The sequence below is a fragment of the Ruegeria sp. CDSA034 genome (assembly GCF_059612275.1).
This window is the reverse complement of sequence record NZ_JBXWQH010000001.1, coordinates 585,696-608,263: the sequence shown is the minus strand read 5'-3', so window position 1 is coordinate 608,263 and position 22,568 is coordinate 585,696. Positions and strand designations below refer to the sequence as shown.

Annotated in this window: 20 protein-coding genes; 13 read left to right on the top strand and 7 right to left on the bottom strand. The window is 58.5% G+C overall.

Annotated elements, in window-relative coordinates:
• Window positions 1-49: 49 nt before the first annotated feature.
• Window positions 50-1,783, bottom strand: a complete 1,734-nt coding sequence (locus AC2FLJ_RS02920; RefSeq protein ID WP_496704396.1) for a serine protease — start codon at window positions 1,781-1,783, stop codon at window positions 50-52.
• Between the two features lie 205 nt (window positions 1,784-1,988).
• On the opposite strand from AC2FLJ_RS02920, the gene AC2FLJ_RS02915 reads away from it, so the two are divergent.
• The gene (locus AC2FLJ_RS02915) at window positions 1,989-2,918 is read left to right on the top strand and encodes a glycine--tRNA ligase subunit alpha (RefSeq protein WP_496704395.1); all 930 of its coding nucleotides are present in this window, start codon (window positions 1,989-1,991) and stop codon (window positions 2,916-2,918) included.
• Window positions 2,919-2,926: 8 nt separating this feature from the next.
• On the opposite strand, the gene AC2FLJ_RS02910 is transcribed toward AC2FLJ_RS02915, so the two are convergent.
• Window positions 2,927-3,559: a MarC family protein gene (locus AC2FLJ_RS02910; protein ID WP_058277621.1), complete on the bottom strand. Its 633-nt coding sequence runs from the start codon at window positions 3,557-3,559 to the stop codon at window positions 2,927-2,929.
• 91 nt (window positions 3,560-3,650) lie between these two features.
• On the opposite strand from AC2FLJ_RS02910, the gene AC2FLJ_RS02905 reads away from it, so the two are divergent.
• From AC2FLJ_RS02905 to glmM, 9 genes are all read left to right on the top strand, one after another.
• The gene (locus AC2FLJ_RS02905) at window positions 3,651-4,175 is read left to right on the top strand and encodes a DUF6446 family protein (RefSeq protein ID WP_496704394.1); all 525 of its coding nucleotides are present in this window, start codon (window positions 3,651-3,653) and stop codon (window positions 4,173-4,175) included.
• A gap of 7 nt (window positions 4,176-4,182) precedes the next feature.
• Complete coding sequence (gene gltS, locus AC2FLJ_RS02900; protein WP_496704393.1) at window positions 4,183-5,397, top strand: sodium/glutamate symporter; 1,215 nt, start codon at window positions 4,183-4,185, stop codon at window positions 5,395-5,397.
• Window positions 5,398-5,406: 9 nt separating this feature from the next.
• Window positions 5,407-7,626 (top strand): glycine--tRNA ligase subunit beta, encoded by a 2,220-nt coding sequence (glyS, locus tag AC2FLJ_RS02895; RefSeq protein ID WP_496704392.1) that lies wholly within the window; start codon window positions 5,407-5,409, stop codon window positions 7,624-7,626.
• 43 nt (window positions 7,627-7,669) lie between these two features.
• Entirely contained in the window at window positions 7,670-10,231 is a 2,562-nt protein-coding gene (locus AC2FLJ_RS02890; protein WP_496704391.1) for a putative PEP-binding protein, read from the top strand.
• Between the two features lie 186 nt (window positions 10,232-10,417).
• Window positions 10,418-11,059 (top strand): cell wall hydrolase, encoded by a 642-nt coding sequence (locus AC2FLJ_RS02885; protein ID WP_145975887.1) that lies wholly within the window; start codon window positions 10,418-10,420, stop codon window positions 11,057-11,059.
• A 73-nt stretch (window positions 11,060-11,132) separates the two neighbouring features.
• Window positions 11,133-12,503 carry a multicopper oxidase family protein gene (locus AC2FLJ_RS02880; protein WP_496704390.1) on the top strand — a complete coding sequence of 457 codons (1,371 nt, stop codon included), beginning with the start codon at window positions 11,133-11,135 and terminating at the stop codon, window positions 12,501-12,503.
• A gap of 103 nt (window positions 12,504-12,606) precedes the next feature.
• Window positions 12,607-13,527, top strand: coding sequence for a dihydroneopterin aldolase (locus AC2FLJ_RS02875; protein ID WP_472723519.1), 921 nt, complete (start codon window positions 12,607-12,609; stop codon window positions 13,525-13,527).
• Window positions 13,524-14,522: a dihydropteroate synthase gene (gene folP, locus AC2FLJ_RS02870; RefSeq protein WP_496695055.1), complete on the top strand. Its 999-nt coding sequence runs from the start codon at window positions 13,524-13,526 to the stop codon at window positions 14,520-14,522. Before AC2FLJ_RS02875 ends, folP begins: the two co-directional genes overlap by 4 nt.
• Before the next feature lie 34 nt (window positions 14,523-14,556).
• A complete protein-coding gene (gene glmM, locus AC2FLJ_RS02865) occupies window positions 14,557-15,900 on the top strand; it encodes a phosphoglucosamine mutase (protein WP_496695057.1) in 1,344 nt (447 codons plus the stop codon).
• Here the strand turns inward: glmM and AC2FLJ_RS02860 are convergent.
• On the bottom strand, window positions 15,897-16,799 hold the full coding sequence (locus tag AC2FLJ_RS02860) for a DMT family transporter (protein WP_282118730.1): 903 nt from the start codon (window positions 16,797-16,799) through the stop codon (window positions 15,897-15,899). The two genes, glmM and AC2FLJ_RS02860, sit on opposite strands and share 4 nt — an antisense overlap.
• A 73-nt stretch (window positions 16,800-16,872) precedes the next feature.
• On the bottom strand, window positions 16,873-17,895 hold the full coding sequence (gene ilvC, locus AC2FLJ_RS02855; protein WP_058273912.1) for a ketol-acid reductoisomerase: 1,023 nt from the start codon (window positions 17,893-17,895) through the stop codon (window positions 16,873-16,875).
• 132 nt (window positions 17,896-18,027) lie between these two features.
• Between ilvC and AC2FLJ_RS02850 the strand changes: the two genes are divergently transcribed.
• Both AC2FLJ_RS02850 and AC2FLJ_RS02845 read left to right on the top strand, forming a co-directional pair.
• A complete protein-coding gene (locus AC2FLJ_RS02850; RefSeq protein ID WP_108858913.1) occupies window positions 18,028-18,483 on the top strand; it encodes an Lrp/AsnC family transcriptional regulator in 456 nt (151 codons plus the stop codon).
• Window positions 18,480-18,938, top strand: coding sequence for an Lrp/AsnC family transcriptional regulator (locus tag AC2FLJ_RS02845; protein ID WP_113789069.1), 459 nt, complete (start codon window positions 18,480-18,482; stop codon window positions 18,936-18,938). The genes AC2FLJ_RS02850 and AC2FLJ_RS02845 overlap by 4 nt, the downstream gene beginning before the upstream one ends.
• Window positions 18,939-18,944: 6 nt before the next feature.
• On the opposite strand, the gene hutC is transcribed toward AC2FLJ_RS02845, so the two are convergent.
• Window positions 18,945-19,646 (bottom strand): histidine utilization transcriptional repressor HutC, encoded by a 702-nt coding sequence (gene hutC / locus AC2FLJ_RS02840; protein WP_496695062.1) that lies wholly within the window; start codon window positions 19,644-19,646, stop codon window positions 18,945-18,947.
• Between the two features lie 230 nt (window positions 19,647-19,876).
• On the opposite strand from hutC, the gene AC2FLJ_RS02835 reads away from it, so the two are divergent.
• Window positions 19,877-21,004 (top strand): aminotransferase class V-fold PLP-dependent enzyme, encoded by a 1,128-nt coding sequence (locus AC2FLJ_RS02835; RefSeq protein WP_496695063.1) that lies wholly within the window; start codon window positions 19,877-19,879, stop codon window positions 21,002-21,004.
• A gap of 13 nt (window positions 21,005-21,017) precedes the next feature.
• Here the strand turns inward: AC2FLJ_RS02835 and AC2FLJ_RS02830 are convergent, their stop codons facing one another.
• Both AC2FLJ_RS02830 and AC2FLJ_RS02825 read right to left on the bottom strand, forming a co-directional pair.
• On the bottom strand, window positions 21,018-22,214 hold the full coding sequence (locus AC2FLJ_RS02830) for a UbiH/UbiF family hydroxylase (protein ID WP_496704389.1): 1,197 nt from the start codon (window positions 22,212-22,214) through the stop codon (window positions 21,018-21,020).
• Window positions 22,215-22,290: 76 nt separating this feature from the next.
• Window positions 22,291-22,539, bottom strand: coding sequence for a hypothetical protein (locus tag AC2FLJ_RS02825; RefSeq protein WP_282150952.1), 249 nt, complete (start codon window positions 22,537-22,539; stop codon window positions 22,291-22,293).
• Window positions 22,540-22,568 lie beyond the last annotated feature (29 nt).

Below are 22,568 nucleotides of genomic sequence, written 5' to 3'. Positions count from 1 at the left end.
AAAAAGCGCCGCCCGAAAGAGCGGCGCTTTTTTCGTTTTGGTATTGTTCTTAATCCCAGCAATGAACCAACACGGTCATTCCGGTGGCTCGGCGGCTGAGTTCATTGGGCGAGATTTGCGCCGTCGGCTGACCCGATTGACCGGACACACCCGCCTTGGCCAGAACTTCGTTCAGACTGTTGGCCGTTGCAGCAAGGCTGACGGACGCGGGCAGGGTGCGTCCTTCGGTCGGGGTCGGCAGCAGCATGCCGACAACCTGGCCATTGCCGTTAAATACCGGTCCGCCCGCATCGCCGGGCTGGGCCGCCAATGCCAGACGTTTCACGCCGTTTTCTCCGTTCAGGCCGCGCACATCAGCGATCTGACCAAAGGTGAGTGTCGGTGCGCCCAAGGCGCCTTCATACGAGAAGCCCGACACCGCGATCTCAGATTGAATACGCGGCGCATCGGCGCTGAATTCTGCCACGTTGACCGGAACCAGATTGCGGCTGGGGCGCAGAACCGCCACGCCCAGATCTGCATCTGACAAGGCGACTTGGAACTCCTGATCGTCATCAAGCGTGATGCGTGTGCAGCTGTCCGCTGCCTCAAATACGGTCAGAACCGTGCCGCTTGTATCAGCGAAAAAGCCCGAACGGGACAGGCGCGGTGTGCGTACCTGCAGTCCGGACACCAGATCAATCCGCTGCTCGGCCTTGGCACCCGCTGCGGCGTCCAGCACCGTGCCAGTTGCGGTAAAGCCGGTCTTCATTGCGGCTAGCACTCTGGCGCGCCGGGCATCGTCACCCTCGGGCCAAACCAGTGCAAAGCCTTTGATCTGGCCATCGTCCAGCCGTGCTTCGCTATAGGTCACGATCCCATTACCGCGCCCTTCCAGCGTAAAGCTGTCGCCGCGCAGTTGTCGTGGGCCATCGAGCGGAACGATTTCCAGCGATTGCAGCACCTCATAAAGGGCGCGCAGCGTGGCTTTGTCGCCTTTCTGACTGATCAACAGGGCCTTGGCGTCCAGATCGGTTGTGCTTTTGAAGTGAACAAACGGGGCCTCATAACGGTCGAATGCGATGACACCCAGCGGCAGATCCACATCGATACCGGCCTGCGGGTCGGAGTAACGCTCCATCCCGACGCTCAGAAGGGGGGCGTTAAAGTCGTCAATCAACGCCTTGCGCTGCGCAGTCGTCAGAACGCCGGTAGCCTCAAAGCCATTGAACCGTTGCCAGTCGCCCATGGAGCGCCGCGTGCCTTGGCCAAATGCGCCATCGATCGTTGAATTGTAAAAACCCGCGGCCTGCAGGGCGGTTTGCAAATTCATGCGTTCCAGCGTGCTTAGAAGACGTTCGCTTTGCAACGCTTGTGAGCGTGTCTCGTCAGAGGCCTGCGGTGTTACGCCAACAACCGGCTGTTCCGGCTGAGGTTCAACTGGTGGCGTCACGACGCCCCGATCCAGAATGTTCTCTCCGACCGGCCAGAATTGCTGACCCAGTGCACTAGAAAACGCGATATAGCTGTCCGCAGGGATTTGCCCCTCGGCGCGGTAAACGCTTAGAACCTGTTCCGCATCGGTGCGCAAATATGGCCCGATAACAATGGCATACCATCCAGAGTTCAAGCGAAATCCGTTTACGTCCGGCAAGGTACCGGCATAGGCCCGCGCACGTTCCTGCGCTTCGCGCAGCGAGGGCTGCGCTTCGACCTGCACCCAGACACCTGCGTCCTGCTGTGCAAAAACAGCGCGCGCGCCGATGAGAAAAAGAAACAAAATTGCCGTAAATATGCGAGTCATTGTCTGCCCGTGTCTGCAGTGTTTTATCTTTGCCGGACCCTACGCGAAACAACGTACCGAAAGCCATGCCCGGAATACGGGGAATTTCCAGTGTGGCTGCGCAGTGACAGCATAGGCTTTGCCGCCCGTTGACGCCCAACGGCCCCTTGCATAGGAAGGACAAAACCCAACGGAACCGGGCGCAGTGGCGTCCAAAGGGAATGTCATGACCGACCAGTCCAGCGCACCACGTTCTTTTCAAGAGATTATCTTGCGGCTTCAGACCTATTGGGCCTCAAAAGGCTGCGCCATTCTGCAGCCCTATGACATGGAGGTTGGTGCAGGTACGTTCCACCCGGCGACCACCTTGCGCGCGCTTGGGTCGAAAACTTGGGCCGCAGCTTATGTGCAGCCTTCGCGCCGCCCTACGGATGGGCGCTATGGTGAGAACCCCAACCGGTTGCAGCATTATTATCAGTATCAAGTGCTGATCAAACCCAGTCCGCCGGATTTGCAGGACCTGTATCTGGGCTCGCTTGAGGCGATTGGCATCGACATGACCCTGCATGACATCCGGTTTGTCGAGGATGATTGGGAAAGCCCCACCCTTGGCGCATGGGGTCTGGGTTGGGAAGTTTGGTGTGACGGCATGGAAGTCAGCCAGTTCACATACTTCCAACAGGTCGGTGGCCATGATTGTGCGCCGGTCTCGGGCGAGCTGACCTATGGCTTGGAGCGCCTGGCGATGTACGTGCTTGGCATCGACCACGTGATGGACATGCCGTTCAACGATCCGCAGTCACCAAGCCCGCTTTCCTATGGCGACATCTTCAAGCAGACCGAAGAAGAATACGCCCGCTGGAACTTTGACGTGGCCAACACCGAAGTGTTGTTGCGCCACTTCGAAGAAGCCGAGGCTGAGTGCGCCGCCATTCTGGCACAGGAGCGTGACGACCCAAAAACTGGCAAGCGCATCATCATGGCGCACCCAGCATATGATCAGTGCATCAAGGCCAGTCACGTGTTCAACCTGCTGGACGCACGGGGCGTGATCTCGGTAACCGAGCGCCAGGCCTATATCGGCCGCGTGCGGGCCTTGGCGAAGCAATGCGCAGACGCATTCCTGCTGACCGAGGCCGCCGGGTTTCAGGCCTAATGCGCCGCTCAGGCCAGTCCGGGCAGCAAGACCTTAAGGCCAGCCGCGATCATGCTGATTGCGATGGCCGACAGGATCATGCCCATGAACCGGCTCATGATAACACGAGCATTGTCAGACAGACGTTTGGCAATGGCTGCGGCGTTCCAGAATGTCACGAACAGCAACAGCAGGACGGCCAGGAAAACGCCAGCGTAAACAATGGCATCTACCGGTTTATGGATGTGGCTTGCATACAGGATCAACGTGGTAATTGTGCCCGGCCCGACAAGGATCGGAAAGGCCAGCGGATAAAAGGCAACCGTATCAGGTTCAGGATAGGATTGCCTTTCCCCCTCGGTTCCGTGATGCGACGTGCTGGGCTTTCCGTTCAGCATGTTCAGGCCAATCATCAGAACAACCAGACCACCCGCGACGCGCAGGTCATCGACGCTGATGCCGAACAGGCTGAGCGTTTGACTTCCCACAGCCGCAAACGATGCGCCGAGGATCAGGCAGTAGAGCGCCGTCTTTGTAGCCACTTTGCGTTGCTCAGCCGGGGCAAGGCCGTCGGTGACGCTAAGGAATACTGGCAGGTTCGTGATTGGATTCATGATCGCAAAAAGCGCTCCGAAGAATCCTACGGCAAGGGTGCTGTCCATTTCAAAAGTCTCTTTCCGGCCTGTAATCAATTGGAACCTGTCCTATTTTTACCGATCGTGAAAGAGGCATCGTGAGCAAAAGGAAAAGACGATGACAGGAAAAGTGCTTGCGATCATAGTGCTGATCTCGGCGGCAGTAGCCGGTTTTGGGATGTATTACCTGCAGATCTACGGATTTTATTATGACGTGGAATCCAAGCCCGGGCAGGATGTCATGTTGATGACGGAAGGGGCCGAGGCGCCCACGCCTATATCCTACAGTGCGTTTCAGGCGATTGACGCGGACAGCTCACCCATCCGCTACCGTGCCTGTTTCGAAACGGATCTGACGCTTGCGCAGATTGAGGAAAACTATGTCACGGTCGAGAATGCAGAGCCGCTGACCGCGCCCGGATGGTTCGATTGCTTTGACGCCGTGGCGGTGGCAGATGCCCTGAAATCAGGTGAGGCCAAAGCCTTTCTGGGCGCAAAAAACATCCACTTTGGCGTTGACCGAATTGTTGCCGTTACAAATGGCGGCAAAGGCTATGTCTGGCACGCGCTGAACAATTGCGGCGAAAAGGCCTATGACGGCACCGTGATTGGCGAAGATTGCCCGGACCGACCACAGAATTGAGGATATGATGACCGCCGAGACCCTGCAGATACCTGATTTCCTGACCGCTACGTTGGGCTTTGCGGTGTATCTTTTGGGGGTCGAGATCAATGCGCGCGTCGCCGCACTACGCCAGTTTAACATTCCCGAACCTGTCACGGGTGGCCTGCTGGCCTCACTGGTCGTGCTGATATTGTATCTGGCCTTCGATCTTGAGCTGTCCTTTGACCTTGCCACACGGGATTTTCTATTGGTGGTGTTCTTTGCGGGCATCGGGTTAAACGCGCGACTCTCTGACCTGATATCAGGCGGCAAGCCTCTGTTTTTACTTTTGATCCTGACTTTGGCGACGATAGTCGCGCAAAACGGGATCGGGGCAATTGGGGCGTCTATGTTCGGGTATCCGGCGCAGGCTGGGGTTCTGTTCGGCTCGGCTTCTCTGATCGGCGGGCACGGAACTGCGATTGCCTGGGCCCCCGAGGTTGCCGAGGCCACCGGCCTGGACGGCGCGACTGAGCTAGGCGTTGCCGTTGCAACACTTGGGCTTGTTCTGGCTGCTTTGGTTGGTGGACCGATAGCGCGGCTTCTGGTCGAAGGGCGCAACCTCAGCCCCGCGCGCCCGGACGAGGACCACACCGTCGGCCTGCCGATCGATTCCGACGAAACGGCAGTAAAGATCGACCATGTCACAATCATGCGGGTCTTGTTGTATCTCAATCTGGCGATCATCGCGGGGTATTTCTTGGGGGAGGTGATCAGCGCCGCTGGCCTGAAGCTGCCCCTGTTTGTGCCCTGTCTGATCATGGGCATCGTAATCGCAAATCTGCGGGCAACGTTTTTCCCCAGCCGTCCACCGATCGAACGTACACCCTCACTGGCGCTGATCTCGGAATTCTCGCTGGGCGCGTTTTTGGCGATGTCGCTGATGAGTCTGCAGCTTTGGACCATCGCGGAACTGGGTCTGGCGATCGCGGTCATCATGTCAGCCCAGACCTTGTTCGCAGTGGCTTTTGTGATCTGGGTTCTGTTTCCGGTCATGGGCAGCAATTACCGGGCCGCAGTTCTGGCTGCGGGCTTCGGAGGCTTTGCCCTAGGCGCCACCCCGACTGCTATTGCAAATATGACCGCTGTCACCAAACGATATGGCCCATCGCCTATTGCTTTTATCGTATTGCCCCTTGTATCCGCATTCTTTGTGGATATCGCTAATGCCATCGTCATTCAGACGATCGTTAATTTCTAAGGACCGAATATGCCCGACCTGCTGATCGAATTGTTTTCCGAGGAAATCCCCGCGCGCATGCAGACTCGTGCCGGCGAAGACCTGAAAAAGCGGATCACCGATGGTTTGGTCGAGGCCGGGTTGACCTACGCCTCTGCTGCTACGCTGACAACGCCGCGCCGCCTGACGCTGGCGGTCGAAGGGTTGCTTTCGGAAAGCCCTATGATCCGCGAGGAACGCAAAGGTCCGAAAGTCGGCGCGCCGGACAAAGCCATCGAAGGATTTCTTCGGGGCGCAGGTCTGACACGCGATCAGCTGGAAGAGCGTGAAACACCCAAAGGCGCGGTCTATTTCGCCACCATCGAAAAACCGGGCCGTCCCGCTGCCGAGATCATCGCCGAGGTACTCGAGGCGACGATCCGCAACTTCCCCTGGCCGAAATCCATGCGATGGGGCAACGGCGGTCTGCGCTGGGTGCGTCCGTTGCACTCGATCCTGTGCATTCTGACCGACGAGACCGGCACGCAGGTTGTGCCAATGGAGGTCGACGGCATCCAGTCCGGCGATACCACGGAGGGTCATCGTTTCATGGCGCCGGGTCGCTTTTCTGTGTCGTCATTCGAGGATTACGCCGCCAAGCTGAAGCGCGCCTTTGTGGTGCTGTCGCCTGAGGAACGGGCTGAGCATATCTGGAACGATGCCCAGAACCTTGCCTTTGCGGCGGGTCTGGAAGTGGTCGACGACAAGGGCCTGCTGGCCGAGGTTGCGGGTCTGGTCGAATGGCCGGTTGTCCTGATGGGGCAGATCGACGACGAGTTTCTGGAACTGCCTCCCGAGGTTCTGCAGACCTCGATGAAAGAGCATCAGAAGTTCTTTTCCGTGAAGAACCCCAAAACGGGCCGGATTGAGCGGTTCATCACTGTTGCGAACCGTGAAACCACCGACAATGGCGCGACCATTTTGGCAGGGAACCAAAAGGTGCTGTCGGCCCGTCTGGCCGATGCCAAGTTCTTCTGGGAGAATGACCTCCGCGTTGCCAAATCGGACATCGCCCAATGGACCCTCGCGCTGGAGAATGTGACCTTCCACAACAAGCTGGGAACTCAAGCCGAGCGGATCGACCGCATCGCCGCGTTGGCCCGCGAACTGGCCCCGGTGACGGGCGCGGATGCCGATCAGGCCGAGAAAGCTGCGCTTCTGGCCAAGGCCGATTTAAGCTCCGAGATGGTCTATGAATTCCCGGAACTTCAGGGGCTTATGGGTCGTTATTACGTCGAAGCCGCCGGCGAGGACGCCGCCGTGGCCGCCGTGGCGCAGGAACATTACTCGCCGTTGGGGCCGTCGGATGATGTGCCCACCGCGCCGTTGTCAGTAACTGTGGCGCTGGCCGACAAGTTGGACACGCTGACCGGGTTCTGGGCGATTGAGGAAAAGCCCACGGGATCGAAAGACCCGTTTGCCCTACGCCGCGCGGCGTTGGGCGTGACGCGATTGATACTCGAAAACGATTTGCGTCTAAGATTGGATCGGTTCTTTGATAGCCAGTTGGTTCGGGCAGAGGGTGCCATCAATGACGCGTTGCCGAAATCAGATGTCGAGGACCTGCTGGAAGAAATCGCGGGTCACGGCGTCTTCGGTGCAGCCTTCAAAGCGGTCAAAGACAATCTCGGCGACAAGCCGACCGCCGAATTTCTGGGGTTGGAGAAGAAAGTCCCGGACGCGTCCGACGATCTCCTCTCCTTCTTCCACGACCGACTCAAAACCTTCCTCCGCGACGAGGGCATTCGCCACGACATCATCGACGCCTGCATCGCGATGGACGGCAATGATGACCTCAACCTGCTGGTCAAGCGCGCCCGCGCGCTGAATGCCGTGATCGCGACCGAGGATGGCGAAAACCTCGTGCAGGGGTTCAAACGCGCCAACAACATCCTGACCCAGGCCGAGGAGAAGGATGGGGTCGAGTATTCCTATGGCGCAGATATCAAGTTTGCGGAGACCGACAGCGAAAAGGCTCTGTTCGGCGCGTTGGAAGCAGCACAGGCCAAGATCGACCCGGCGCTGAAAGCTGAGGATTTCCCAAGTGCGATGTCGGCCATGGCCGACCTGCGCGGCCCGGTGGATGCGTTTTTTGAGGATGTTCAGGTCAATACCGACAATGACATCCTGCGCCGTAACCGCCTGAACCTGCTAAGCCAGATCCGTCAGGTCTGCTCCAGTGTTGCTGATCTGAGCCGCATCGAAGGCTGATCCAGAACGCCCTTGCGCCATTGGTGCAGGGGCTTATGCTGCGGTGAAATCAAAAGGTGCCGCAGTGCAGAATAATCCGCATACTACGCTTATCACGTCCGAAGCGCCCGTTGCTGCCAACACGCATGGCGGGCGGGCGAAATGTCTGCAACGTCTGGTTCGTCTGGAACTGCCGGTTCCACGAACGGTCGCGTTGTCGTTTGATGCGGTGCATCAGATATCGGATGGGCAGGTGCCGGATTTGGCCGCTGTTCTTGAGCAGTTTGAACAGACCGCGCTACTGTGTGTCCGGCCCAGTTCAGAAGATCCCGATTGGGGCGGCCCGGGTGCCATCCTGAACATCGGCATGAATGACGCGCGCTATGTTGACCTGTCGGATTCGATGGGGGTCGAAGCCGCGGCTGCGCTGTATCTGCGCTTTGTCCAAAGCTACGCGGTTCATGTTGCGCGGCTGGACCCGGATGTGTTTGACGAGATCGATGCAGATGGCCGTGAGGGGCTGCAGAAATCTCTGAGGGCTTACGAAGACGAGACGGACGAAGCCTTTCCACAGGATCGCGGAGAGCAGCTGATTGCCGTGCTGCGTTCGATGGCACGCGCATGGGAGGGCACCTCGGCGCGATTGTTGCGTCAGGCAAAGGGGGCGCCGGCGGACGCGGGTCTGGGTTTGGTGATCCAAGAGATGATCCCCGGCGTTGGGCAGGGCGAGTGCGGATCGGGTGTGCTGCAACTAATTGATCCGACCACTGGATTGCCTCAGATCACCGGTCGGTATCTGAGCCAAAGTCAGGGGCGGGATGCGCTGGGGGAAGGCGTCGCGGCGCTGTACCTGGAAAAGGATCCGCGCGGAAAGTCCCTGGAGGAGGTCGCGCCCAAGGCATTTGCGGACCTCAAAACGCATGCGGCGCTGATGCGGGTCAAGCTGCGCGAGGAAATGCAGGTCGAGTTCGTGATTGAAAACGGCCACGTTCACATTTTGGATGGTGTCCGGGTTCAACGCAGCGCACGCGCGGCGATGCGGATCGCTGTGCGCCTGGCCGAAGACGGGATCATTCCTCCGCAAGAGGCTGTAATGCGGGTTGATCCACATTCCCTGAACGAGCTGTTGCACCGGCAGGTTCACCCTGATGCGGAACGCGACACCCTGACCACCGGAATTGCCGCCAGTCCGGGTGCTGCGACCGGCAAAATCGTTTTCACCTCGGCCGAGGCTCAGGCAAGCGCCGCGCGGGGAGAGCCGTGCATTTTGGTGCGCCGTGAAACCTCCCCGGAAGATGTGCGCGGTATGCATGCCGCCGTGGCGGTCCTGACGGAAAAGGGCGGCATGACCAGCCACGCGGCCGTGATTGGCCGGGGTTTGGGCCTGCCGTGCATCGTCGGCGCGTCCGAGATGCGGTTTCAGACAAAGAAAAAACAGCTGATGGCTCCCGACGGGCGGGTTTTCAAAACAGGCGACACATTGACCATCGACGGCAGCTCGGGTCAGGTGTTGGCGGGGAGGCCGACGATGCTCGAGGCCGCGCTGGATGATTGTTTTCAGACCCTGATGGGGTGGGCGGACGCAGAACGGGACATTGCAATTCGCGCCAACGCGGACACACCCGCAGACGCACAAACAGCGCGGAACTTCATGGCGCAAGGGATCGGGTTGTGTCGGACCGAGCACATGTTCTTTGACCCCGGTCGTCTGATCGTAATGCGCGAAATGATCTTTGCGCAGACCTCATCCGGTCGCGAAGCGGTGTTGGAACGCTTGTTGCCGATGCAGCGCGATGACTTCGCGCAGCTTTTCCGGATCATGGAGGGACAGCCTGTCTGTATCCGTCTGTTCGATCCACCGTTGCACGAGTTTCTTCCAACCACGCGCACCGGCCAACGCGAACTTGCCGAAGCGCTAGACCTGCCGGTCTCAGATGTCGAACGCAGGGTCGACGCCATGACCGAATATAACCCGATGCTGGGCCTGCGCGGCGTACGTCTGGGTGTGACGGTTCCCGAAATCTACGACATGCAGGCGCGTGCGATTTTCGAGGCGACGCTTGAAGCCAGCAAAGACGGCGCACCGGTGGTGCCCGAGGTGATGATCCCGCTGGTATCCGCCAAGCGCGAGGTCGAACTGGTCAAGGCGCGCATCGATTCTGTGGCAGCAGCCGTCGCCGGTGAACGCGGGCAGGAATTTGAGTATCGGCTAGGCGTGATGGTCGAAACCCCTCGGGCCTGTTTACGGGCAGCCGAGATCGCGCCGCAAACCGCGTTTTTAAGTTTCGGAACCAACGACCTGACGCAGATGACCTATGGCCTGTCCCGCGATGACGCTGGTCGGTTCATGTCGGCCTACGTCCGGCAGGGTGTCTTTGTCGAAGATCCGTTTCATGTGTTGGATGCGGACGGAGTTGGAGAATTGCTTAAACTGGGGGCTGAACGCGGCAGGCAAGCACAGCCAGAAGTGACATTGTCAGTCTGCGGCGAACATGGCGGTAACCCCGAATCAATCGCCATTTGCCGGGAATTGGGCTTTGACTATGTGTCCTGTTCGCCGTTCCGGGTGCCCGTCGCTCGGCTGGCTGCCGCTCAACTGGCGATTTCGTCCAGACTTGGGGGTTGACAGAAGGGTGGCACTCTAGAATTAGTAGGTAACAGAAAGCGCCGTCGTCAAATATTGTTGACGAAACGGCGATTTTCCACTTGCTTTTCCGTCAGAACTGGACGTCGCCGTTTGAATTCGGTAAGAGCCTCATCGCGCCCGCCGGGGGAGGGTCTGGCGCTGAATGTGCCTGTGCGAGGTTATCTGATGCTACGATACATATTGGCTGTTGCCACATTGGCAGCAACCGTGCTGCCGAGTGTTTCCATCGCCGAGAGGGAAGCCACCGAATCTGCCAAACGCGAACTTGTGACCCGAAGCGAATTGCCCGGGCAAAAGTTCCGCGATTATTTGGGCCTGTTCAAGCCGCGTAAATCGCCTGTGCTTGAAAAAGTATCCTATTCAAAGAATTGGCTAGACCAATTGCCAACCGCCACTGGGGACGAGAACTTCAAATGTCTGGCCGAGGCGCTGTACTTTGAAGCGCGCGGCGAAAGCGTTCGCGGTCAGTTCGCCGTGGCCGAGGTGATCCTGAATCGGGTCAAAAGTAGCCGCTTTCCAAGTTCGCTGTGCGGGGTGATCAAGCAGGGAACCGGTAAGAAGTACCAATGCCAGTTCACCTACACCTGCGATGGTCAGAAAGAAGTTATCCGCGAGAAAAGAGCCTATGAGCGTGTGTCCAAGGTTGCCCGCGCGGCAATCGACGGCGTTGGCGTCGGGCTGACCGAAGGGGCGACCCACTACCACACCAAAGCGGTGCGCCCGTCATGGTCACGTGTCTACAAAGAAACGGCCCGGATCGGCGTTCACATTTTCTACCGCCACAACTATCGGACCGCGAGCAACTGATTGACGCACCCGCGCTGGAACCTTGATTGCGCGGGGCGTTTTCTGCCTTATGTAGCGGGCCAGGAGGTCCGCCATGATGTTATCCCGCAGACGGTTTCTGCAAACTTCGACCGCGCTTGCTCTGCTGCCAAAGGTAGCACATGCGGTCAGCTCTGATCTGGTCGCGCAAGAAGCGGTGCAACAGATTGCGCCTGACGGATATCCAGCTACGCCGGTTTGGACCTATGGCGGCCGCGTTCCCGGAGTCGACATCCGATTGCCTCAGGGCGGGCGCGTCAGTCGCAAGCTGATAAACAACCTGTCTCAACCGACGGCAGTGCATTGGCACGGAATTCGGATCGACAACGCAATGGATGGCGTGCCCGGGTTGACGCAGGACGCGGTCGAGATGGGCCAATCCTTCGACTATGACTTTGTTGCACCCGATGCGGGAACCTATTGGTATCACTCGCATAACCGGTCTACCGAACAGGTTGCCCGAGGTCTCTATGGACCCCTGATCGTTGAAGAATCTAACCCGCCGGATGTTGATCAGGATCTGACGCTGATGCTGGATGATTGGCGGCTGGACCCTGAAACCGCGCATATCGTGGACGATTTTGACAATGGACACGACCTTAGCCATGCAGGGCGGCTGGGTAATCTGGTGTCCGTCAACGGCAGCTTTGATCCGGCTTACCCTGTTGGATCGGGGGAACGATTGCGATTGCGTCTGATCAATGCATCGAACGCTCGGATATTTGATTTGGCGTTGGACGGGCTGGCGGGTTGGATCGTGGCACTGGATGGCATGCCGCTGGCAGTTCCATTGCCTGTAGAGGACAGCTTTCCACTTGCGCCCGCACAACGGGCGGACCTTGTCGTGGATGTGACGTCCGCGTCCGGGGATGTCGCGGGTCTTGCCAGTATCGAGCGGGATGGCGGCTATGGCTTGGTACGCTTTCAAGTTTCCGAAGCGTCCACATCGCAAAGGCAGGGTATTGAACCATTGCCTGCGAACAATATGCCTGAATTTCAGTATGATCAGGCACCGCTGCATCGTATGTCCCTGCAGGGCGGTGCGATGCGATGGCTGGAAGGGGCCAAGCTTGGCGATCAGGACCTGACAGGCCGTGAGCTGGCTCAACTGGGCCGGTTCTGGGCGTTGAACGGATACGCGGAACGACCCAAGGATCCGTTTCTGGATGCGCGTCTGGGTCAGTTGCACCGGATCGAGTTTGTGAACGAAACTGTCTTTCCACATGCGATGCATCTGCATGGTCACCACTTCCGGCTCGTCCTGCCGGATGGCAGTTTGGGGCCCTGGCGCGACACCGTGCTGGTGGACCGGGGCCAGACCCGTCAGATCGCGTTGGTCGCGGACAATCCGGGAGACTGGCTGCTGCATTGCCATATGCTGGGACACGCTGCTTCGGGTATGATGAGCTGGTTCCGCGTAACCTGACGCCGCATTCGATGGCTGGAAAGACGCATGTTGCGGTGTTATACGCCCGCGCATCGTTTATTTTGGGCAAACACGTCCACAAAGCCCGAAAAGGTCCGCCTGTATGAGCTCTGAAATCCGTCTTGCCTTTGCGCACCCGTCCGAGCGGTCCGAAGCGACCGCTGCCCGGGGGCCGTTGGATCGTATTTCTCTGCGTGATCATATCGTCGAGGTTGAAATCGGCGCGTTTCAGGCCGAGCGTGGAACGACCCAGCGGATTTGCTTTAACATCGTGGTCGAGGTTCGCCCCTTGAGTGATCCCATCGACGATGACGTGGATCGCATCCTGTCTTATGACCGGGTGACTGAGGCGATCGCGTATGAGCTTGCGGCGGAACGTCTTAACCTGCTTGAGACTTTGGCAGACCGGGTGGCTGAGCGAATTTTACTTGAACCGCAGGCCGTAAGAGCTTTTGTCAGAATAGAAAAACTGGATCGTGGTCCTGGCGCTTTGGGTGTCGAGATCGTGCGCGGGAAAGACAAGGCTCACCACGACGTCGTCGAGGAAGAGCGTCCGCATCCCCGACTGGCTTTCCTGTCGAATGAGGCCATTGCTTCGTCCAATCTGACCGGGTGGATCGATCAGCTGGAAAATCGTGAACGCCCGTTGATCCTATGTGTCGGCGCGGCGGATATGCCTGTTTCACAGACTGGCCACGCGATGACACAACGCCGAATTGATCTGTTGGCGATTGAACAGAATGCCTGGGTTTTAGCTGCCCGCGATCACCGCTGTGTCGTCGTTTCAACGCGGACTGAGCTGGATTGGGCCATGAAAAATGGTCAGATTTGCGTCTGGGCGCCCTCGAAAATTGTGCTGGATGCTGTTGACGGCCAATCGGCGGCACCTTCGGATGCGGTCGCGCTGGCGGCATGGTTTGCTGCCACTTTTGAGGCGAGTGAGATGATGGTGATCGGCGGCGCGCTGCCCGACGCCCCTGAAACCCCTTTGCGTGCGATCTCGGTGGATCAGGCACAACTGTGACCGCTTATTTTCGACCTCTGGTTCAGCATGGTCCGAACCGTCCGCCGGGTTCAGTGCCGCTAGCTGACCAGCCGCTGTGGTTTACCCATGTCGAACGGTTAAGCCGTGAAGAGCCCCCAAGGGTCATTGCTGTGCAGGATGTGCCAGACGATGCGCTGGACCGTCTGACGCGTCCGCGTACCGATGTTGCGGGCCTTGCCATGGATCGCCCGCACATTATGGGCATTCTGAATGCAACGCCGGACAGTTTCTCGGATGGCGGTGTGCACAATTCGGTCAGCGCGGCCCAATCTGCGGCTGAACAGATGGTTTCACAAGATGCAACCATTCTGGATATTGGCGGCGAATCGACCCGACCCGGAGCAACCTTCGTGCCCGAAGATGAAGAGATCGCCCGGACCCGCCCCCTGATCGGAGCCATCAAATCCCGTACTGATGCGTTAATATCCATTGATACGCGCAAATCCGCCGTCGCCAAAGCAGCGTGGGAGGCCGGAGCAGGGCTGATCAACGACGTAACCGGCTTTACCTTTGATCCGCAGCTGGCACCGTTTTGCGCACAAGTTGGCGCTCCGGTCTGTGTGATGCACATGCAGGGCGATCCGGGCACGATGCAAGACAACCCGACCTATGACGACGTTCTGCTGGACGTCTACGATTTCCTTGAAGGTCAGGTGGATCGTCTCGAAAACCTCGGATTGGATCGGGATCAGATCATCGTTGATCCGGGCATAGGGTTTGGCAAGACCGAGGCACATAACCTGGCCTTGCTGCAGGGGATCAGCCTGTTTCATGGTTTAGGTTGTCCGATCCTGTTGGGCGTGTCCCGAAAAGGTATTATTGGACAAATTGGCAAAGAGCCGCGCAAGGACGCCCGCGCGCCTGGATCAATCGCCGTCGGGCTGGCTGGATTGTCACAAGGCGTTCAAATTCTGCGCGTGCACGATGTTGCAGAAACCGCTCAGGCCTTGCGCCTTTGGGCCGCCGTCCGGTAAGCCGGAGGCAGGCAAGAAATGACGGAGTGACATTATGCGCAAGCTGTTCGGAACCGATGGGGTGCGGGGCACCGCCAATACCCATCCAATCACGGCCGAAATGGCATTGCGCATCGGGGCCGCCGCTGGCCGTTACTTCCGTCGCGATCAATCCGACGTCCACCGTGTTGTGATCGGTAAGGATACGCGCCTGTCCGGCTATATGGTGGAAAACGCCCTGACGGCCGGATTGACCTCGACCGGGATGAACGTGTTGCTGCTTGGGCCGGTTCCGACGCCCGCTGTCGGTCTGATGACACGGTCGATGCGCGCGGATCTTGGGGTGATGATCTCGGCCAGCCATAACCCGGCCGAGGACAACGGTATCAAGTTCTTTGGTCCTGACGGATACAAGCTGTCTGATCAGGCGGAACTCGAGATTGAAAGGCTGATCGAAGAAGGTGTCAAACCTGCGCAGGCAAGGAATATCGGCCGTGCCAGACGGGTGGATGATGCGCGGTTCCGATACGGTGAGCGCGTCAAATCTTCGCTGTCGCGTGACTTGCGTTTGGACGGGCTAAAAGTTGTAGTCGATTGCGCCAATGGGGCCGCGCACCGCACGGCGCCCGAGGTTTTGTGGGAATTGGGTGCCGAGGTGATCCCGGTCGGCATTACGCCGAATGGTAAGAATATCAACCTCAATTGTGGCTCCACCAAACCGCAGATGGCTGCCGAAACCGTCGTGGCCCATGGTGCAGATGTCGGGATTTGTCTGGACGGTGACGCCGATCGCGTCGTTATGATCGATGAGAATGGCCAAGTCGCGGATGGCGATCAGTTGATGGCGCTTTTGGCGACCAGTTGGGCCGAGGCAGACCGCCTGAAAGGCGGTGCGTTGGTTGCAACGGTGATGTCGAACCTAGGTCTGGAACGTCATCTTGAAAACCATGGTCTGCGTCTGGAGCGCACCGGCGTCGGGGACCGCTATGTCGTTGAACGTATGCGCGAAGGCGGGTTCAATCTGGGCGGCGAACAATCAGGCCACATCGTCATGAGCGATTACGCGACCACAGGTGACGGCCTGATGGCGGGCCTCCATTTCCTGGCGGAGATGGTGCATACGGGTCGCAAAGCATCGGAATTGTCGGTGCAGTTCGAAACCGTACCGCAAATGCTGAAGAACGTGCGCTACGGCGAAGGACAAGCCCCGCTTGAGGCCGCCAGCGTGCAGGCTGCAATTTCTGACGCCGAGGCGCGGCTGAACGGGCAGGGGCGATTGCTGATCCGCAAGTCGGGTACGGAACCTCTGATCCGCGTCATGGCGGAATGTGAAGATGACGCGCTGTTGACCCAGGTTGTCGACGGCATCGTTGCCGAGGTCGAGGCCGTCACAGGCTAGCGCCCGGTCAGCATCTTTCGCAGGCTGAACCACTGACTGATGGCCAGCCCGGTCAGGATCATAGCCAGCGCCACGAAAAAGCGCACCGGCAACGCCTCGGACAGAACCCATGCGCCGAACACCATCGACCAGATTGGCACTTGGTAGTTAACGAGGGTCATGAACACCGATCCTGCGCTGCGAATGACGGATACGCGCAGCAGTGTTGCGAATGCCGTAGGGACCAACCCCAAAACGATGATGGCAATGCTTGGGCGGGTACCTTCCCATGTCGGGACGCCTTCAGTCACGAACATGATCGGCAGCAGGATTACTGCGCCGACCAGCAGGGTCAGGGCGGCCAGAACCACAGGATCAATGGGCGGACATTGACGGGTGAAGATCGACGCCAGGGAATAACACAAGGCGGCCCCGATGCATGCTAGCTGCGCCAGAGGTTCTGACCCGTGGCCGAGTTGCGCCAAACCGGGGCCAATCAACACCAACGCACCGCTGAATCCAAGGGTCACGCCCACCAGTTTTCTCAGGTTCAAAGGCTCGTCTGAAAAGAAATGTGCCAGCGGCAGAACCATCAGCGGAATCGCGGCCATCGACAGGCCGGCAAAGGCCGAAGGCACGTATTGCTGTCCCCAGCTTAGCAAAACAAAGGGCAGGGCAGACGACAAGATACCGATCACAATGACCGAGGTCCAAAGGGCGGCGGATCCGGAAGGTAGCTTGCGGTTTGTGACCGCCATCAACCCCAGCAACATCATGGCACCCAACGTAGTGCGCGCGGTGGCGACGGTGATAGGTCCGTACCCTTCTAGTGCCATGGCAACGACCATGAACGTCCCGCCCCAGATCAGGCCGAGGGTGATAACACCGCTCCAATCGCGGGATGTGGGGTGCTGGACCATCTTCGTTTCGCTTAGAGGCTTGGACAAAAAAGGGCGGCCAGATGGGCCGCCCCTTCGCATTCGCTTGGCAGGATCAGTTCTTTTCCTGATCGACCAGCTTGCCGGCGGAAATCCACGGCATCATGTCGCGCAGTTTCTTACCAACCTGCTCGATCTGATGCTCATCGTTGTGACGGCGTGCTGCTTTGATGGTCGGCTGACCAACAGCGTTTTCCAGCATGAAGTCACGCACGAATTTGCCGGTTTGGATGTCCGACAGCGTCTCTTTCATCGCTTTCTTAGTCTGCTCATAAGGCAGAATGCGCGGGCCGGTGACGTACTGGCCGTACTCGGCAGTGTTCGAGATCGAATAATCCATGTTCGCGATACCGCCTTCATAGATCAGGTCAACGATCAGCTTGGTTTCGTGCAGGCATTCGAAATAGGCCATTTCAGGCGCATAACCTGCCTCAACCAGAGTTTCGAAACCACAACGGATCAGTTCGACGATGCCGCCGCACAGAACGGCTTGTTCGCCGAACAGGTCGGTTTCGCATTCTTCACGGAAGTTGGTCTCGATGATGCCCGAGCGGCCGCCACCGATGGCCGAGCAATAGGACAGGCCGATTTCCAGAGCCTTTCCGGTCGCGTCGCTGTCAACAGCTACCAGGCAAGGCACGCCGCCGCCTTTGACGTATTCGCCGCGTACGGTGTGGCCGGGGCCTTTGGGGGCCATCATGATGACGTCAATGCCTTCTTTCGGCTCGATCAATCCGAAGTGCACGTTCAGGCCATGGGCAAAAGCAATGGCCGAGCCGGGCTTGATGTTGTCATGCACGTATTTCTTGTAGGTCTCGGCCTGCAGTTCGTCGGGCATGGTGAACATGATGACGTCGCACCAGGCTGCCGCTTCGGCGATGCCCATGACTTCCAGGCCTTCGGCTTCAGCTTTCTTGGCCGATGCGGAGCCTTCGCGCAGAGCGACGACAAGGTTCTTCGCGCCCGAGTCGCGCAGGTTCAGTGCGTGGGCGTGGCCTTGCGAGCCGTAGCCCAGGATCGCCACTTTCTTGTCTTTGATCAGGTTGATGTCGCAATCGCGATCGTAATAGACGCGCATGTCGCCGGTCCTTTCTGGTTAGATTGCCGAGGGTTTTACCTGCCGGATGTTGTATTGGCGATAGGGTTGCACTTGAGTATTTGTGAAAAAGATGAAGAATAATTCGTGTAACACCAGAAATGCAAAAAAATCATGCTTGATGACATAGACCGCCGAATCCTGCGCCACTTTCAGGCCGATCCCAGCCTGACTGCTGCGGAACTGGCCGAGCGTTGCCGTATCAGCCAGGGTGTCTGCTGGCGCCGGGTCGAAAAGATGCAGGCAACCGGAATAATCCAGGGGCAGGAGGCCGTGATCGATTGGGCGGCGCTTGGGTATGCGGTCGAGGTTTCGCTGCGCGTAACGCTGGACAAGACGCAATCGCGCGCGTTTGACGAATTTACTGCCGCCGCCCGGCAAGTGCCCGAGGTGATCGAATTGCAAACATTTCTGGGCAGGGTAGATGTGCGGCTGTCGGTGATTGCCAGGGACATGTCACACTACCAACAACTCTACCGTGACCGCATTCTGACCCTGCCGCATATCGCGGATATTGAGGCCTTGATGCATATCGCGAGGGTCAAGAGCGAAGAGGTCTTGCCGGTATGACCGAATTGGATGAGCTGGACCGAAAAATACTGTGTGCGTTGGCTCAGGACGCCTCCCAGAGCGCCGGGGCGTTGGGGCGTAAGCTGGGTCTGTCACAACCGGCGACATGGCGCCGCATCCGCCGGCTGGAAACCTCGGGCGTTATCAAAGGTCGCCGGCTGCGCCTGAATGCCGAGGCGTTGGGATTTGGCGTGACGGTATTCCTTGGCGTGAAACTGGCGCGCAAGGGTCAGGTCAGTCTGGAGGATTTTGAGCGCGCCGTCAGTGCTATTCCAGAAGTTCAGACCGTCGAGCATGTGCTGGGTTTGTACGATTATCGCCTGCGGGTGGTTGCCCGCGACCTGTCGGATTTTGAGCGGGTCCTGCGCCGTCGGATCATGACCTTGCCCGGCGCAGGAGATGTCGAAGCCAACGTCCTGCTAAGCGAGGAACGTTTGCCGGGACCGATCGGATAAGCCCGCTCAGTACCGCGTGCGGATGCAATATCCCGGATGGTGCGTTATCCGGGCAAATGCCATCGGATTTCCGTTCTTCCAGGTCGTGCGCTCTAGCTGGATCATCGACGTTCCGGGGGTTGTTCCCATGAATTCCGCCAATCGTCCGTCCGCGGAGATCGCGCAAAAGGAGACTTCAGCCTCGGTAAACGGAGAGGCGTTCAGTAGCCATTCATGTGGGCCGTGGTTGCTCAGATCGGCATGTTCGATTTCGGGCACCGCATCTATGTTGATCCAGCGTTCTTCCAATTGGAAGGGACGGTTATCTGCATAGTGCATACAGATGACATGCAGGACGCGAATGTCCGCCGATACACCGATCTGCGAGGCGAGCCAACCGGGGCTTGCGACCACGTTGCGTTCAACCAGCGAGTACCGATAGGTTGCATTTTGGCTTTCAACCGTTTGACGAGCCAAAGAAAATTCCAGCTTGGCATGTTTGCTGGGTTCCTTTTTGACCCGGGTCCCGCTTTTGCGTTTGCGCTCGACAAAGCCCTGATCGGACAGTTCGCGCAGGGCACGGTTCACTGTCGCGCGTGCGCAATTGAATTCCTCGGCAAGTTGCGTTTCGGTTGGCAGAAGCGATCCCTGCGGCCAAATGCGGCTTTCAATCCGCCGTTTGACTTCGTCCCTAACAACTTGAAAACTGATCCGCTTATGCGCATTCACCTGTCGAAATACCTTTCTTCTGTAAAGTGAGTGCATCTGGTCAGAAACACGTCAGAGTGTAAAGGGCAGCTGACACTAATTGGCGTCATTTCTTGCCAGATTCGACTAACAAAATATCATTTGAGTGTTTTGTTTTTAGTTCCCTTAGGTCAGATATTCGGGTTCAGTACGGGTCTGGGCAAATTAACCCGGGTCGCGAGGCCGCTGACGACAATTTGAAAGGACAAACCATGCCAGCGCTATTGGACACCGTCGATCCCTCTGGGCTCGAAGAGTTCTCGGTCGTGTTTACGGATAGGTCTCTGAACCATATGTCGGTTCAGTTTCAGCAGGTGATGCGGGACATATCGGGCTTGCTGAAGGATGTATATAATGCGGATGGTGTGGCGATTATCCCTGGTGGTGGCACCTATGGGATGGAGGCCGTGGCCCGGCAATTTGCGCGCAACGCCAATGTATTGGTCGTTCGGAATGGGTGGTTTTCCTACCGCTGGAGCCAGATCATCGAATCCGGTGATCTGACGGCGTCAGCGACGGTTCTCAAAGCCCGTGAAACCGGCAATTCCAGCCCGTCGCCCTTTGCCCCCGCACCGATTGACGAGGTTGTTTCAACAATCCGTGAACAGCGTCCGGACGTTGTATTTGCCCCACATGTGGAGACCTCGGCCGGTGTCATTCTGCCTGATGACTACGTAACAGCCATGGCCGCCGCGGCGCATGAGGTGGGGGCGTTAATGGTGCTGGACTGCATCGCATCGGGTTGTGCCTGGGTCGATATGAAGGCCACCGGTGTGGACGTCCTGATCTCGGCGCCCCAGAAAGGGTGGAGTGCATCGCCCTGCGCTGGCCTTGTCATGCTATCTGAGCGTGCCGAAGCGCGTTTGGAGGAGACGACGTCCGACAGTTTTGCCGTTGATCTGAAAAAATGGCGACAGATCATGCAAGCCTATGAAAATGGTGGGCATGCGTATCACGCGACCATGCCAACGGATGCGTTGAAGGCGTTCCGCGATACGATGGTCGAGACCCGCGATTATGGGTTCGACAAGCTGCGGGACGCCCAATGGGCGTTGGGCGATGGAGTGCGGGCGATGCTTCGGGACAAGGGCATCGTCTCGGTAGCAGCGGACGGATTTGGCGCGCCGGGTGTCGTGGTCAGCTATACCTCGGACCCGGATATTCAGAATGGTAAGAAGTTTGCGACGTTGGGCATGCAGATCGCAGCAGGTGTGCCGCTGCAATGTGATGAGCCTGAAGGGTTCAGCACCTTCCGCCTTGGTCTGTTTGGTCTGGACAAACTGTACGACGTCGACGGCACCATCGGGCGGCTCAAGCGCGTGCTGGATCAGGTTCTGTGAAACCATTCGGGCCTTAGCGTACGCCGAGGCCCATTTGCATCAAGGTCTTGCGAACAGCCGGTAGAGAATAGAGCGCATTTAGCCCCATTGCCCGGACGTCCCTTAACGGCCGCGCCTCGATCATCGAGGCGCGGTTCAACAGGTCGATGCCTTTGACCCGCATCTCGATTTCGGTGTGGCGAGCCTTGTGATAGGCCTCGAGCATCTGCGCATCGCCCAGACCTTCAGGACGGGCCTGCGCCAGTTCCAGCAGACTGCTCAGATCGCCCAGCGACATGTTCAATCCCTGGGCTCCAATTGGCGGCACCACATGGGCGGCCTCGGCCATCAGCGCGACTCGCTCGCCAGCCAGACGTTCTGCTGACTGGCTGATGATCGGCCAGATGGTCCGGCGCGAGGCCAGTTTTAACGGTCCGAACAACCCACAGGACCGTTCGGTCATCAGCGCCTCAAACGCCTCGGACTCGGTGTTGAGCAACTCAACCGCGCGGGGTCCGCGCTCCATCCACACAATCGCCGAAGACGGTTGCCCCTGCCAATCGGGCAGGGGGACCAGGGTGAACGGCCCGCCCGAGCGGTGAATCTCGGTCGAAACATTGTCGTGCGGGATGGGATGTGTGACTGCAAAGGCCAATGCTTTCTGGCCATAGCGCGTGGAATGGACGTTGATCCCAGCCGCCTCGCGCATGGGAGAGTTGCGCCCGTCAGCGGCGACCACCAGTTTGCAACGAATGCGGCTGCCGTCACTCAGGCCGACACGCGCTTCGGCAGTGCGGGTGAACAGACTGACAGTGCCAGTACCGGGGCGGAAATCGACATTGGGCAGTTCGGCCAGTCGTGCCACCATCTCGCGCCGCAGCAGCCAGTTGGGCAGGTTCCAGCCGAAGGGCAGATCCGAAATATCTGCGGCGTTGAAATCGCGTACCACGCGGGGTTCAGGAACATCTCCGCCTGCGTCCACAATCCGCATGATCTGTAAGGGGGCCGCGTGTGGGTCCAGCCGTTGCCACAGCCCGCATTGCTCTAACAAGCCGTGCGCCGGTTGCAAAAAGGCGGTGGTCCGCAAATCAGAGCCGTCCACGTCGCGCTCGGTTATCGGGGGCGTCGGGTCGACGCAAATGACGTCGAACCCGGCGGTTCCAAAGGCCGCCGCAGCGGTCAGACCAGCGATTCCGCCGCCGGAAATCAGGATGTCACAGCTGTCTTTCATGACCTTGGCCTCCGAGTGTTTGGCAGACCCTAGTTCGGTTCTGCATCGGGCGCCAAGTGACATCCTGTCCCGCGTGTTAGCCGCGTGAAATCAGGATGAGGATCAGGAACATCACCGGCACCATCATCACGGCTGGGATGTATAGGCCCGGCAGACCGAACAACAGGGCAGAACAGCCCCACATGCTGAAAATCGCGGCCGCTGTATAACCCCACTCTTCGCCCTTTGCATGAGCGGCATCTTTGGCTAACCAGCCAAACAGGGGAATTGCAAACAACAGGCGCTGCAAGATGGGCAGGCGTCCGGGCATCTCGATCGCGCTCATGGGGTCTCCGATTCTGTTCGTCGCTGAGG